A 13692-nucleotide genomic window follows, 5' to 3' on the forward strand; every position below is an offset into this window, starting at 1 on the left:
CGGCGTGTCCCGGTAGCACCGTACGACGCGGGCGGCGGCCGTGATTCGATGGCGGTGCAGCGTTTCCCTGACCGCGGCGACCGATCGGAGCTGACGATGACGGCAACTACGGGTATCAGCGAACTGTCCTTGGCCGAGAAGGCCGCCCTCGGCAGCGGCGCGGATTTCTGGACCACCAAGGCGGTGGGCCCGGTGCCGTCGATGCTGCTGACCGACGGCCCGCACGGGGTGCGCAGGCAGACCGGCGCCACCGACCATCTGGGGCTGGCCGCGAGCAGGCCCGCCACCTGTTTCCCGCCAGCGGCCGGGCTCGGGCAGAGCTGGGATGTGGCTCTGGTGCGCCGGGTCGGCGAAGCGCTGGGCCGGGAGGCGCGCGCCCTCGAGGTGGACGTGCTGCTGGGGCCGGGGATCAACATCAAACGGGATCCGCGCTGCGGGCGGGTGTTCGAGTACTACTCCGAGGACCCGCTGCTCACCGGTGTGCTGGGTGCGGCGTGGGTGCGGGGTGTGCAGAGCCAGGGGGTGGGCGCCTCGCTCAAACATTTCGCGGTCAACAATGCCGAACACGATCGGATGCGATCGAGCTCGGATGTGGACGCACGGCCGTTGCGGGAGATCTATCTGCGAGCCTTCGCCCATATCGTGCGCACCGCGCAGCCGTGGACGGTGATGTGTTCCTACAACCGGATCAACGGCGTCTACGCCGCGCAGAACCGGTGGCTGCTCACCGACGTGCTGCGCGATACCTGGGGTTTCGACGGGCTGGTTGTCAGCGACTGGGGTGCGGTGTCGGACCGGGTCGCCTCCGTCGCCGCGGGCCTGGATCTGCAGATGCCCGGCGGTGGCGGCGACCCGGACGCGCAGGTGGTGGCAGCGGTCGAATCCGGTGCGCTCGAGGTTGCCGCGGTCGATCGGGCCGCGCAGAAAGTGGCCGAGTTGGCGGCGAAGGTGCTCGCCGGGCGGGCTGCTGCCCCGGCGGCGCCGGATCCGGACGCACATCATCGGCTGGCTCGTGAGGTCGCCGCACGTTGTGTGGTGTTGTTGCGCAATGACGATGAGCTGCTGCCGTTGCGTGCCGGGCAGCCGCTGGCGGTGATCGGCGAGTTCGCGCAGACCCCGCGCTACCAGGGTGGCGGCAGTTCGCATGTGAATCCGACCCGTGTGGATGTGCCGCTCGAGGAGATCGCTGCCGCGGCCGAGCCCGGGCAGGTGCGGTATGCGCGCGGGTTCCGCACCGACACCAGCACACCCGATCCGGTGCTGGTGGCGGAGGCCGTCGCCGCGGCGCGTGCGGCCGAGGTGGCGGTGGTGTTTCTCGGGTTGGGCGCGGGCCAGGAATCGGAGGGCTTCGACCGCGAGGATATCGAGCTGCCCGCCGACCAGCTCGCCCTGCTGGCCGAGGTCGTGGCGGTTCAGCCGAAGACCGTGGTGGTGCTCTCCCACGGTGGGGTGCTGCGGTTGGCGCCGGTGGTCGAGCTCGCGCCGGCCATCGTCGACGGCGCGCTGCTCGGTCAGGCCGCGGGCGGCGCGCTCGCGGATGTGCTGTTCGGGCGGGTCAATCCCTCGGGCCGGCTCACCGAGACGGTGCCGCTGCGGCTTCAGGATGTGCCCGCGTATCTGAACTTCCCCGGCGAGAACTCCCACATCCGGTACGGCGAAGGTATTTTCGTCGGCTACCGCTGGTATGACGCGCGCGAGATGGCGGTGAGTTTCCCGTTCGGACACGGCCTGTCCTACACCAGCTTCACCTACTCGGACCTGGCGGTCGAGTCGAGCGCGAGCGGGCTCACCGTGGAGGTCACCATCACCAATACCGGTGACCGGCGCGGCCGTGAGGTCGTGCAGATCTACACCGCGCTGCCCGAATCGGCGGTTACCCGTCCGCCGCGCGAGCTCGGGGGCCATGCGGTCACCGGTGAGCTGGAACCCGGTGCGAGCCAGCGGGTCTCGATTCCGATCGAGCGCGAGGCTCTGGCCTACTGGGAGACCCGCACCGAGGCGTGGGTGGTGGAAGGCGGCACCTACCGGGTGATGGCCGGTGCGTCCAGCCGCGATATCCGCGCCACCGCCGACGTCGAGGTGCCCGGCGACGAGCTGCGCCTGCCGATCACCCGGCAGTCCACCCTCGGCGAGGTGCTGGCGAACCCGGCCGCGGCAGCGGTGCTGTCACAGATGTTCGCGGCGATGACCGGCGGCGGTGACGGTGACGGTCAAGCCCTCGGCGTCGACATGATGCGCATGCTCGCCTCCATCCCGCTGGACCGGCTCACCGGCTTCGGCATGTCCCCCGCCGACCTCGATGCCCTGCTGTCGGCCACCGACGACCACAGCCGACCGTGAGCCGTCGCGCCGTCCCGCGGCGCCGGCCGGAGCCGACCGTGAGCCGTCGCGTCGTCCCGCGGCGCCGGCCGGAGCCGACCGTGAGCCGTCGCGTCGTCCCGCGACGCCGGCCAGAGCCGAGCTGCACGAGGGGCTCTGTGACCGCCGCGCACGCCGCCGGGAGAAGGTGGCCGGCTTCGACGGGTCACCGCCGCGGTCTCGGGGCCGGCGCAGTCAGCAGGTCGCTATTTCCGCGCCGCGACGACGAACATCGGCACCGCGACGAAGATCCGGTTCGTGCGGGCGCGCTCGGCTTGCTCGGCGAGCCAGCTCTGCTCATCGGTGATGCGACGCACCAGGGCGAGTGCGGTGTCGTCGGTGAACACGCTGGTGCGCACCTCGACGACCGCGTCGCTGAAACCGGCGTCGAGCAGCAGGTTGCGGTAGCGGCGGGCGATGCGCGGCGACGGCAGCGAGTCCGCCTTCGCGTGGACCAGCCGCCGGGTGGTCTCCGGCTGGTCGGAGTCGATGACCACCGTGTCCCAGTCCTGGCCGAGCAGCACGGCCCGCCCGCCCGGAGCGAGCACCCGGTGGGCCTCGGCGACGGCGCGCACCGGGTCGTCGACCGTGTGCAACACCTTGTCCGCGCGGTAGCCGGCCACCGACCCGGTGGCCAACGGCAGTTCGCAGGCATCGCCGACGTGGAACTCCCCGGCCGGCCAGCGCTCGCGGGCCACGGCGATCATCTCGGGGTCGGTATCGATCCCGACGGCGTGGCACCCACGCTCGGCCAGTTCGGCGACCGCGCGGCCACCGCCGCAGCCGACGTCGACCACGGTCCGGCCGGTGAGATCGCCGAGCAATGCGTAGGAACGTGCGCGCAGTTCCACAGACATCGGCTGGGCATCGATGGCGTCGAGGACATCAAGAAGAGTGGACATGCCCGCCATAATTCGACTTAATGTCGACATGAAGTCAAGTGTGCTGACGATCGGCCAGGTCGCCGACCGCTTCGGCCTGCCGACACACGTTCTGCGGCACTGGGAGTCGGTCGGCCTGCTGCATCCGGCCCGCGTCGCCGGCGACCGCCGCCGCTACACCGACGACGACCTCGTCCGGGTGGCGTCGATCATGATCGCGAAGCGGGCCGGCCTGCCGCTCGAGGACATCCGGGCGTTCCTCGCCGCCGCGGACCCGGCCGCCCGCAAGGACGTGCTGCAGCGCAACCACCGTGCGCTGCAGGCCAGGATGGCGGCACTGCGTTCGGCGCTGGATCTGCTCGAAGCCGGCATGAACTGCTCGCACGAGGACATCACGACCTGCCCGAACTACCGGGCCCACCTCGCAGCCGAGTCGACCCGAGGCCGATGACCGGCATGGTCGCCGCGCGGGAGGGCCCCGCTAGGTGATGTGCCCGCCCAGGGCATCGGCTGTGCGTGCGGTTGCGGCGAGGTGGGCGTTGACTCGCCCCAGCAGCGCGAACAGCTGTGCGCGTTCCTCGTGATCGAGTGGGGTCATGATCTGTTCGTTGACCGTGTCGAGGACGCGGTCGAGTTCGGCGAGGCGTTGTTCGCCGGCTGCGGTGATGGTGATGACGTTGCGGCGTTTATCGGCCGGGTCCGGGGCGCGGCGCACCCATCGGCCCTCTTCGAGGTCGTTGAGTACCGAGACGAGGTCACTCTTGTAGACGCTGGTTCGCTCCGACAGCGTCGCCTGGCTCGCCGGCCCGAATTCGGCGAGCGCGGCCAGCACCACGAAGTGATCCTTGCGCGCCCCCGTGGCCCGTAACGCCTCGCGCGACAGGCGCGTCATCTGGGCCGCCGTCATCGAGGTCAGGCGTGAGAGCTGCTTTTTCAGCCGCGCCGGAGTGGACTCGCCGCGGTCGAAGCGCATCTCCTCATCGGTGTCCATGCACCGAGCCTACCCCTTGCGTTAGTGCCACTAACGACCTACATTCATTCGCGGCACTAACGTTAGTGCTCCGAACAGATTGTAGGAGTTCCCATGACCCCCACCGAATCCCTGATCCGTACCCTCGCCGACCGCGCCGAGCTGGCCGATCTCGTTGCCCGTCACAGCCTCTGGATCGACGAGGGCTTGGCCGACACCGACCGCATCTTCACCGACGACGTCGTGGTGCGCTCCATTCGCGGGCAAGCCAAGGGCATCGACGCCCTCGAAGCTCTCGCCCGCGCAGGGCACGACACCTACACGCGCACCCTGCACAACAAGTCCAACCTCGTCATCGAGATCGACGGCGACACCGCGACTGTGCGCGCGCACGACGTGGCCGTCTTCGTCATCGACGACAGCACCGCGGCCGTCGCGGCCGGTATCGGCCGCTACCGAGCTCGCCGCACCTCGGCGGGCTGGCGCTTCGACGCACTCGACATCACCCCGGTCGCGCTGACCGACGCGCTGCCACGCACCCTGTAACCCGCCCGACTGGCCGAATATCTCGATTTTGTGGCCGCCAGTCGTTGCTGTCGGCGTCGCGCACCGCTCTACGCTCGAACAACAGGTCAACGGTGATGGAGGACACAGGCAGATGGCGTTCGACTACGACGTGCTGGTGATCGGTTCGGGATTCGGCGGCAGCGTGTCCGCGCTCCGGCTGACCGAGAAGGGCTACCGGGTCGGCGTGCTCGAGGCCGGACGCCGCTTCGCCGACGACGAATTCGCCGCGACGTCGTGGCGGGCACGGCAATTCTTGTGGGCGCCACGGCTGGGCTGCTTCGGCATCCAGCGGCTGACGTTGCTGAAGAACACCTTCATCATGAGCGGCGCCGGTGTCGGCGGCGGCTCGCTGGTGTACGCCAACACCCTCTACGAGCCGCCTGCGGCGTTCTACGCCGACAAGCAGTGGGCCGGTATCACCGACTGGCGCGCCGAACTGGCACCGCACTACGACCAGGCCAAACGCATGCTCGGCGTCACCACCAACCCGGCCACCACCCCCAGTGACCGGATCCTGCGTGAAGTCGCCGACGAACTCGGCGTCGGCGACACCTACCGCCAGACCCCGGTGGGTGTGCTGTTCGGCGGCGCCGGGGCCCGGCCCGGCCAGGAGGTGCCCGACCCGTTCTTCGGTGGTGTCGGCCCCGCGCGGCGCACCTGCACCCACTGCGGCGAATGCATGACCGGATGCCGCCACAACGCCAAGAACACCCTGGTCAAGAACTACCTGTATCTGGCCGAGCGGGCGGGTGCGCGCGTGCATCCGCTGACCACGGTGGTGGATGTGCGGCCCCGCCCCGGCGGCGGCTACGAGGTGCACACCCGCCGCACCGGACGCTGGGCTCGCACGGGAGCGCGCGTGTTCACCGCCGAACAGGTGGTGTTCTCCGCGGCCGCGCTCGGCACCCAGAAACTGCTGCACCGGCTGCGGGATCGCGGCTCGCTGCCCCACATCTCGCCGCGGCTCGGCTATCTGTCGCGCACCAATTCCGAGGAGCTGCTGTCGGTGCGCAGCCGCCGCCGCGACGCCGATTTCACCAAGGGCGTCGCGATCACCTCCTCGATCCATCCCGACGAGCACACCCATATCGAACCGGTGCGCTACGGCAAAGGCAGTAATGCGCTGGCGCTGATCACCACCGCGATGGTCGGCGACGACGGCGTGCGCCCACGCTGGCGCCAGTACCTGCATCAGCTGCGGCGCAATCGCCGCGACCTGCTGCACATGCACAATCCGCACCGCTGGTCCGAGCAGATGATCGGGCTGCTGGTGATGCAGTCGGTGGACAACTCCATCACCACCTACACCACCCGAGGCGTGTTCGGCCGCAAGATGACGACCAAACAGGGCGAAGGCGAACCCAATCCCACCTGGATCCCGATCGGCCACGAGGTCGCCGAACGCGTCGCCGACAAGATCGACGGCTTCCCCACCGGCGCCACCAGCAGCATCGTCAATATCCCGGCGACCGGCCATTTCATCGGCGGCTGCGCCATCGGCGACTCCCCCGCCACCGGCGTCGTCGACCCGTACCACCGCCTCTACGGCCATCCCGGCCTGCACGTCATCGACGGCTCGACCATCTCGGCCAACCTCGGGGTCAACCCGTCGCTGACCATCACCGCCCAAGCCGAACGCGCGATCTCCCTGTGGCCCAACAAGGGTGAGCCGGATCTACGGCCCGAACTAGGCGCACCGTATCGGCGGCTGGCGCCCATCGCACCGGCCGCTCCGGTGGTGCCGGCCACCGCCCCTGCCGCTTTGCGGTTGCCGATCGTCGAGATCTCCGGCGGCCAGCCGCTGGTCGAACACGACAACTGACCGCACACCACGCGATCTCGACCGGTTCGCGACAACGTCGTCGCGTCGGTCACCGAGCCGGTCGCGTCGGATCGCGTCGGCGCGGCCCCTCCTGAACGGGCCGCGCGAGGACGCTGCCCGTGAACGCTCAGCCGTCGGTACCGCGTCGATCCCGCCGACCCGACGCCCGGCGCGGCACACTGGTGCGGGTGAGCAATGTCCCCGTCGCCGCGGTGGTGTGTGCCTTCCTCGCCGCGCTCGGGTTCGCGGTGGCCGCGGTCGCGCAGCAGCGGGCCGCGGCCGAGGTGCCCGAGGGTGCGGCTTTCCTGGCCGGGTTGGCGCGCAGTCCTCGCTGGTGGGCGGGGATCGTCGGGGACGGCGGCGCGTTCGTCTTCCAGATCGTGGCGCTGGCGTTGGGGTCGGTGCTGGTCGTGCAGCCGATCCTGGTGACGTCGTTGATCTTCGCGCTACCGCTGGCCGCACGCTACAACGACCGACCGGTGACGCGGACGGCCTGGGCACAGGCGATCGCCCTGTCGGTCGCGCTGGCGTGTTTCCTGGTGGTGGGTGATCCGTCGCCGGGGGTGCGGGACGCGCCGTGGTCACACTGGTTCGGCCCGCTGATGCTGGTGCTCGGGCTCGTCGCCGCGGCGGTGGCGGCCGCGGTCGCGGTGCGGGCCACCGCGGTGCGGGCGCTGCTGCTGGGGGCGGCGGCGGGGCTGTTGTTCGGTGTGTCGGCGGCGGTGACCCAGCATGTGGTCGAACTGTTCGGCGACGGCATCGCCACCGTGTTGCGCAGCTGGGAGCCGTACACGATGGTCGGGGCGGGCCTGCTGGGGTTGTATCTGCAACAGCGCGCGTATCAGATCGGTGCGCTCTCGGCGTCGCTGCCGGCGTTCACCGTGGCCGAGCCGCTCGCGGCGATGTTCCTGGGGCTGACCGTCCTCGACGAAACACTGAACACCGGGACCGTTGGCGTCGTGGTGGTGCTGGCGTCGGTGGTGGTGATGTGTGTTGCGGCCGTGCAGCTTTCTCGCGCCCAGGCCGAGGCCGTGCCCGCCGAGCACGCCGGATGATCGTGCCGCCGGGCATGGTGGCCGTCCGTGGACAGCGACAATTGCCGGTCGGTTGCCGATTTTTGTCGATCGACGCGCTCTGCGCGGTGGTCGGTATGTGTCGATCCCGGCACCGGAGCTCGACGGTGAGGCCGGCCCGTTCCTCGAAGGTGGCGAAGTCCTCGTCCACGGCAACCACGTTTTCGTCGGCGAGTCCGGGATGGCCACCAACGGTCTGGCCATCGACGCCGAAACCTATATCACCGACCCGAATTTCGAGCGCGTCGGCCGCGACGTGCAGGCTCGCGGCATCACGGTCGAGTATGTGGACTTCGCGGTGTCGCGACTGTTCGGTGGCGCGTTCCGGTGCTCGCCCCAACCCCTGGGCCGCTTCGACTGAGACACCCCGGCGTTCGCCACACCTCCCGGTCTGGGTGGCGACGAACGACCACCGGCAACCCGTCGTTGCCGGTGGTCGCGCCGCGGTCATCGCACCGCAGTCCGAGCGAACCCGCGGACGCGCCGGATGTGGCGGACGTAGCGAGGACGACCGATCACGTACCAGATGACGCGCACCGGTGCCGGCAGCACACCCAGCAGCAGCGCACGTTCGGCCGGGTCGGCGTCCTCGAGGACGAGACCGAACAGCGTGAGCAGAGTCGGTTTCGGTGTGTTGGCCACCAAATGCTCACCCAGCGACGCCCATTCCTTGTCGGTGATGTGGTCGGCCGCGAGCGGAAGCAGCATGGTCTCTTCGTCGTCGAGGTGCTCGACCAAGACCGCCCGGTGATCGGCCAGGACCGCGACCAGCGCGTCGCGTTCATCGGCACCGGCCGTTGCCTCCCACGCCGGGACCGCGCTGTCCAGGCTCGCCAAGGTGGCTTCGACGCGCTCATGCTGTCGCTGCATCCGCAGGATGACATCGGCGCCCAGATCGACGCGGGACAGCAGCGGCGGCCACAGCAGCTCGTCCTCGCCCTCATGATGGTTCTTCAGTCCCAGCCGATAGTCGCGGAAATGGCCGGCGATCACCGCTGCGCGCGCGGTGTCACCAGGGGCGACCGCCGCCACGAGCTCCATCAGCAACCGCGACTCGCGCCGGAACGCGCGGTGCACGATCTTCATGTCCTGGGTGTCGACGCTCATCTGTTCCTGCCTTTCAACATCGGTGGTGTTCGCTTGCGGTTCGATGCGCCTGCGGCGCTAGGCGCCGACGAGGGAACGTGCGACACGGCCGCGCGCCACCGGATCGGTGCCTGCCGGTCGCGTCCGCTCGGTCAGCAGCAGGACCGCCGTCAGCGCGACGACGACCACCGCCGAGCCGTGCACGATCAGCGCCGTCGACACGCTGCCGCCGTGCGACACCACCGCGAGCGCGTCACCGACCGGGATCGCGGCGTGGATCAGCACCACCCAGCCGAGAACGCGCCGCAGGCCGAGGCCGAGCAGCAGGAAGGTGACGGCCGCGATGGCGAGGTCGCGCACACCCTTGACGACGAAATAGCCGTCGGCGTTGCCGGTCGGCCACGGCTCGATACCGAAACCGGCGGGGGCACTGCCGGGAGCGAGCAGGAAGCTCAGCCCGAAGTACAGGGGCGCGGCCGCGCAGATCACGGCCAGCACGGTGGTCAAGCGATACTTCGTCATGATGGTTTCTCCTCGGTTGGTCGGCGGATCGTTTCCGTCCGATGGGACCGTGTTCGGTCTGCTCCGAGACTGCGTGCGCGGGTTTGGAGGCCACCTGGAACCGACTTGGAACACCGGTCACAGCGGTGGTGCGTACGATGTGCCAGGTCATGGTCTTCATCCGGGTATTGGGGTCGTTCGCGGCCGAAGCCGACGGCGAACCCATTCCCCTCGGCGGACCGCGCCAACGTGGCGTGCTCGCCCTGCTCGTCGCCGCGCGCGGCCACGTCGTGCCGGTCGACCGCATGGTCGAGGACCTGTGGCGCGGCGAGGCGCCCGCCCGCGCGCTGGCGTCACTGCAGGCCTACATCTCCAACCTGCGCCGTCTGCTCGAACCCGGCCGCCCGCCACGCACTCCGGCCCGCCTGCTGGTGAGCGCCGCACCCGGCTACGCCTTGCGCCTGCCGCAGTCGGCGGTCGACGCCTGGCGCTTCGAAGAACTGCTCGACCAGGCCCGCACGCGCACCGACCCCGGCGCGGTCCGCGCCAGGCTGGACGAGGCACTGGCCCTGTGGCGAGGACCCGCGTTCGCCGAGTTCGCCGACGAACCATGGGCTGTCACCGAGACCGGCCGCCTCAGCGAGCTGCACCTGGTGGCCCGGGAACTGCACCTCGCGGCGCGCCTGCGTCTCGATCTTCCCGCGACGGTGGCGCCCGACGCCGAAATCCTCACCCGCGACCATCCTTTGCGCGAGGAGGGCTGGCGACTGCACGCGCTCGCCCTGTGGAGCAGCGGCCGCCAGGCCGATGCGCTCGCCGCGCTCCGCCGCGCCCGCGCCACCTTCGCCGACGAACTCGGCCTCGACCCCGGACCGGATCTGCTCGCGCTGGAAGAGGCGATCCTCACCCAGCGCACCGACATCCTCCGCGAGGCCGGCCCACCACCCCGAAACGACGCACCCCACGCGAACACCGTGCCGGACAACAGCATTCGAACCGGCACCGATCCGGGCACACCCGACGCGGGGACGTTCGTCGGACGCGACGACGAACTCGCCGCACTACTGGCGGCCGCGACCGATGCGATCGAATCCCGAGGGCGCGTCGCGCTCGTCACCGGAGAAGCCGGGCTCGGCAAATCGACACTGCTCGAACACCTCACCGCCCGACTCGAACACCACGGGTGGCTGGTGGCCACCGGACGCTGCCCCGATCTCGACAGCGCCCCGCCGGCCTGGGCGTGGGTCGAGGTCCTGCGCACAGTGGCCGCGACCGTACCGGCCGGCGAGTTCGCCGACGATCTCGCGCCGCTGCTGTCGGATGCGGCAGCGGTCACCGGTGACGCGGCCGCCGGGCGGTTCCGGCTGCGGCAGGCCGTGTGGGCCTTTCTCACCGCGGCCGCCGCCGAGCGTCCGGTCGCCATCGTCGTCGACGATGTGCACTGGGCCGACGCCGCCACGCTGGAACTACTCGGCGGCTGCCTCGACACGCGCGCCCCGATCTTCGTCGTCGCCGCCTACCGCGCCGACGAGAGCGAGCACCTCACCGCGACGCTGGCCGCCCTGGCCCGCACCGCGCCGCTGCGGCTCGATCTCGCCGGACTCGACCGCGCCGCCGTCGCCCAGCTCGTGCGCGCCGAATGCCGGGCCGATGAAGCGACCGTGACCGGAATCGCCGAACGCACCGGCGGCAACCCGTTCTATGTGCGGGAGAGTGCGCGGCTGCTCAACGGCGAGGGCGCCTTGATCGCGTTGTCGGAGGTGCCCGACGGTGTCCGCGACGTCCTGCGGCGCCGCCTGGCCCGGCTCCCCGAAAGCAGTGTTGCTGTGCTGCGGCTCGCCGCGGTCGCGGGCCGGGAAAGTTCGGTGGACGTGCTGGTGCAGGCCGCCGACACCGACGAGGACGGCGTGCTGGACGCACTGGACGCCGGCGTCATCGCCGGGCTGCTCGACGAGCCCGGACCAGGGCGGGTCCGATTCGTCCACGCATTGGTCAGGGACACACTGGGCACCGACGTCAGCCGACTGCGCATCACCAGGATGCACGCCAGGATCGCCGCCGCTCTGGAAGGCACCGGCGATATCGCCGCCCTCGCCCACCACTATGCGCGCGCCGGCTCACCGAAGGCCGTCGGCTACTGCGTGCGCGCCGCCGAACTGGCCGAGGCCCGCTACGCCCACGACGTGGCGGCCACACTGCTCACCGACGCCGTCGCCAACTCCAGCGACCCGGACGAACGCATCGACCTGTGCGGCAGGCTGCTGCGCGCCCAGGTCAGAGCCGGAGACGTCGCCGCGGCCAGACAGACCCGCGAATACGCCGTCACCTATGCCGAATCCCTTGGCCGCGACGACCTGATGATCGCGGCGTTCACCGCCTGGACCGAACCCACCCCCTGGCTTGCCCGCACCTACGGCACGGTCGACCATCCCATCGTCGACCGCCTCCGCCGACTGCTCGACCGCACCGACCTCGCCGCAGAGGTGCGCGCCCACCTGCTCATCGCCTATACCCACGAACTGGTCGGCGAAGCAGACCCGACCGTCATGGCGGCCGGGCGGGAAGCGCTGGCACTGGCCACCTCACCGCGCCTGCGCGCCGGGGCGCTCCTGGTCCTGGCACGCGACTCGGGCCAGGAGGAGTACTCCCGTGAGCTGGTGCGGATCGGCATCGAGCACGATCTGCCCGTCTACCGGGTGACCGGGCTGCTCAACCTGGCCGCCAACGCCGCCGGGGCCAACGACCCGGCCACCATGCGCGAGCTGATCGGGCAGGCACTCGAACTGGCCCGCACCTACCGGATGCCGGAGGCGATCGGCGCCGCCGAGATCGCGCTGGCCTCACTGCTGCTCATCGAGGGCCGGTTCGCCGACGCCGAACACAGCTACATCGAAGCCACCGAACGCCTGGAACGAGCCGGATCAGTGCACGCCACCGGCTTCCTGCGCCTGGCGCTTGCGGCGACCTGGCTCAACGCGGGCACCCTCGGCGACCACCTCGACGACATCCGCGCCCTGCACACGGCACTCGGCCCCATGGTCGCCGACCTGCACACCCTCGCCCTGCACGCCGCCGGCCACACCGAGCAAGCGCGCCGAACCCGCACCGCACCGACCCCGATCCGCCCCGACTTCTTCTTCACCTTCCTGACCAGCCTGCGCGCCATGGCCATCCTCGCCGTCGGCGACCGCGCCGCCGCCGAGCAGATCTACACCGACCTGCTCCCCCACCGCGACGGTCCCCCGGCCGGCGCGGAAAGCCTGTCGCTGGCCGTGCGTCCGGTCGCCCATACCCTCGGCGAACTCGCCCGATTCCTCGGCCGCGACGCCGAAGCCGACGCGCACTTCGCCCGCGCCGACGCCATCGCCGGATTGTGGAACGCGCACCTGAGCTGATCCGCTCCCCTGCACCGGCACGGCGTTCCAAGCCGGCTCCAAGCGCCTTCCAAAGCCCCGGGACCACTGTCGAGCCATCAGAACCGAACTGATGGAGGAGTCACCCATGAGCAGCGCAGCAACTTTCCGGGCCGCCGTCGTCCGCACGCCGAGCGGGCCCGATTCGATCGAGATCATCGACGTACCCGTCACCGAGCCCGGACCAGGCGAAGTACGGGTGGCGGTCGCGGCGGCGCCGGTCAACCCCACCGACCTCGGCGTCGTCAGCGGCTTCTTCCACGAACTCGGCATGATCGACCAACCCGCCCACACCGGTCTCGGCTGGGATTTCGCCGGCACCGTGCTCGCTGCCGGGCCAGGAGTGGACCTGACGCCCGGCACCCGGGTCGCCGGCGTGGTCCTCGGATTCGACCGTGACTTCGGCACGTATGCCGAACAACTCGTCGTGCCCGCCGCCGAGGTGGCGGTGGTGCCCGACGGGCTCGACCTGGTCGCGGCATCGACAGTGCCGCTCAACGGGTTGGGTGCGGCGCGGATCGTCGACCTGCTCGGCGACGCACCCGCCGACGGCAACCGGCTGCTGGTGACCGGCGCGGCCGGTGCGATCGGCGCCTATGTGGCCGCGCTGGCCCCTGAGCGCGGCTGGAAGGTGACCGGTCTGGCCCGCCCCGCCGACGAGGCGTTCGTGCGCGGTCTCGGCGCCGACTTCGTCACCGAGGCCGCACCGGGCTGGGACGCGGTCGTCGACACCAGCTCACAGCAGACGTGGGGCCTGACCCCGGTCCGCGACGGCGGCGCCTTCGTCGGTGTCCGGCCCAATCTCGCGCCCGCACCCGAACGCGGCATCACGGTGAACGCGCTGCTGACCCAGTCCGATCGCACGCGACTGGAGCAGCTACTCGCCCTCGCCGAGTCCGGTCGCCTGCCCGCCCGAGTGCATGCGGTCCTGCCGTTGTCCCGAGCCGCCGACGCCCACCGGGCGATGGCCGAGGGCGGGACGCGCGGACGCTACGTGCTCCAGCCCTGACCGAGCAGCCCG

General features: G+C 70.7%; 12 protein-coding genes. 8 read left to right on the forward strand and 4 right to left on the reverse strand.

All coding sequences use genetic code 11. From position 1 onward, the window contains the following. The first annotated feature begins 96 nt into the window (after window positions 1–96). Entirely contained in the window at window positions 97–2340 is a 2244-nt protein-coding gene (locus tag AC5W7N_RS26550; protein ID WP_495922473.1) for a glycoside hydrolase family 3 C-terminal domain-containing protein, read from the forward strand. A gap of 224 nt (window positions 2341–2564) precedes the next feature. On the opposite strand, the gene AC5W7N_RS26555 is transcribed toward AC5W7N_RS26550, so the two are convergent. After that, on the reverse strand, window positions 2565–3260 hold the full coding sequence (locus AC5W7N_RS26555; protein ID WP_495922475.1) for a methyltransferase domain-containing protein: 696 nt from the start codon (window positions 3258–3260) through the stop codon (window positions 2565–2567). On the opposite strand from AC5W7N_RS26555, the gene AC5W7N_RS26560 reads away from it, so the two are divergent. Continuing rightward, window positions 3259–3690 (forward strand): MerR family transcriptional regulator, encoded by a 432-nt coding sequence (locus AC5W7N_RS26560; RefSeq protein WP_228815371.1) that lies wholly within the window; start codon window positions 3259–3261, stop codon window positions 3688–3690. The genes AC5W7N_RS26555 and AC5W7N_RS26560 overlap by 2 nt on opposite strands. Window positions 3691–3720: 30 nt before the next feature. Here the strand turns inward: AC5W7N_RS26560 and AC5W7N_RS26565 are convergent, their stop codons facing one another. Beyond that, the gene (locus tag AC5W7N_RS26565; RefSeq protein ID WP_194990949.1) at window positions 3721–4230 is read right to left on the reverse strand and encodes a MarR family winged helix-turn-helix transcriptional regulator; all 510 of its coding nucleotides are present in this window, start codon (window positions 4228–4230) and stop codon (window positions 3721–3723) included. Between the two features lie 93 nt (window positions 4231–4323). On the opposite strand from AC5W7N_RS26565, the gene AC5W7N_RS26570 reads away from it, so the two are divergent. The 4 genes from AC5W7N_RS26570 (at window position 4324) to AC5W7N_RS26585 (ending at window position 8032) form a co-directional block, all read left to right on the forward strand. Next, window positions 4324–4755, forward strand: coding sequence for a nuclear transport factor 2 family protein (locus AC5W7N_RS26570; protein ID WP_163815325.1), 432 nt, complete (start codon window positions 4324–4326; stop codon window positions 4753–4755). A gap of 112 nt (window positions 4756–4867) precedes the next feature. Further along, window positions 4868–6598 carry an FAD-dependent oxidoreductase gene (locus AC5W7N_RS26575; protein WP_495922476.1) on the forward strand — a complete coding sequence of 577 codons (1731 nt, stop codon included), beginning with the start codon at window positions 4868–4870 and terminating at the stop codon, window positions 6596–6598. 188 nt (window positions 6599–6786) lie between these two features. After that, window positions 6787–7653 (forward strand): DMT family transporter, encoded by an 867-nt coding sequence (locus tag AC5W7N_RS26580; RefSeq protein WP_163815321.1) that lies wholly within the window; start codon window positions 6787–6789, stop codon window positions 7651–7653. Between the two features lie 97 nt (window positions 7654–7750). Further along, complete coding sequence (locus AC5W7N_RS26585) at window positions 7751–8032, forward strand: hypothetical protein (RefSeq protein WP_495922478.1); 282 nt, start codon at window positions 7751–7753, stop codon at window positions 8030–8032. 86 nt (window positions 8033–8118) lie between these two features. Here the strand turns inward: AC5W7N_RS26585 and AC5W7N_RS26590 are convergent, their stop codons facing one another. Both AC5W7N_RS26590 and AC5W7N_RS26595 read right to left on the reverse strand, forming a co-directional pair. Then, window positions 8119–8778 carry a hemerythrin domain-containing protein gene (locus AC5W7N_RS26590; RefSeq protein ID WP_163815319.1) on the reverse strand — a complete coding sequence of 220 codons (660 nt, stop codon included), beginning with the start codon at window positions 8776–8778 and terminating at the stop codon, window positions 8119–8121. A gap of 57 nt (window positions 8779–8835) precedes the next feature. After that, window positions 8836–9279, reverse strand: coding sequence for a DUF4267 domain-containing protein (locus AC5W7N_RS26595; protein WP_163815317.1), 444 nt, complete (start codon window positions 9277–9279; stop codon window positions 8836–8838). Window positions 9280–9416: 137 nt separating this feature from the next. On the opposite strand from AC5W7N_RS26595, the gene AC5W7N_RS26600 reads away from it, so the two are divergent. Beyond that, entirely contained in the window at window positions 9417–12653 is a 3237-nt protein-coding gene (locus tag AC5W7N_RS26600) for an ATP-binding protein (RefSeq protein WP_495922480.1), read from the forward strand. 106 nt (window positions 12654–12759) lie between these two features. Then, window positions 12760–13680: an NADP-dependent oxidoreductase gene (locus tag AC5W7N_RS26605; RefSeq protein WP_495922482.1), complete on the forward strand. Its 921-nt coding sequence runs from the start codon at window positions 12760–12762 to the stop codon at window positions 13678–13680. Window positions 13681–13692: the final 12 nt, after the last annotated feature.

The sequence above is a fragment of the Nocardia sp. CDC519 genome, from assembly GCF_059509835.1.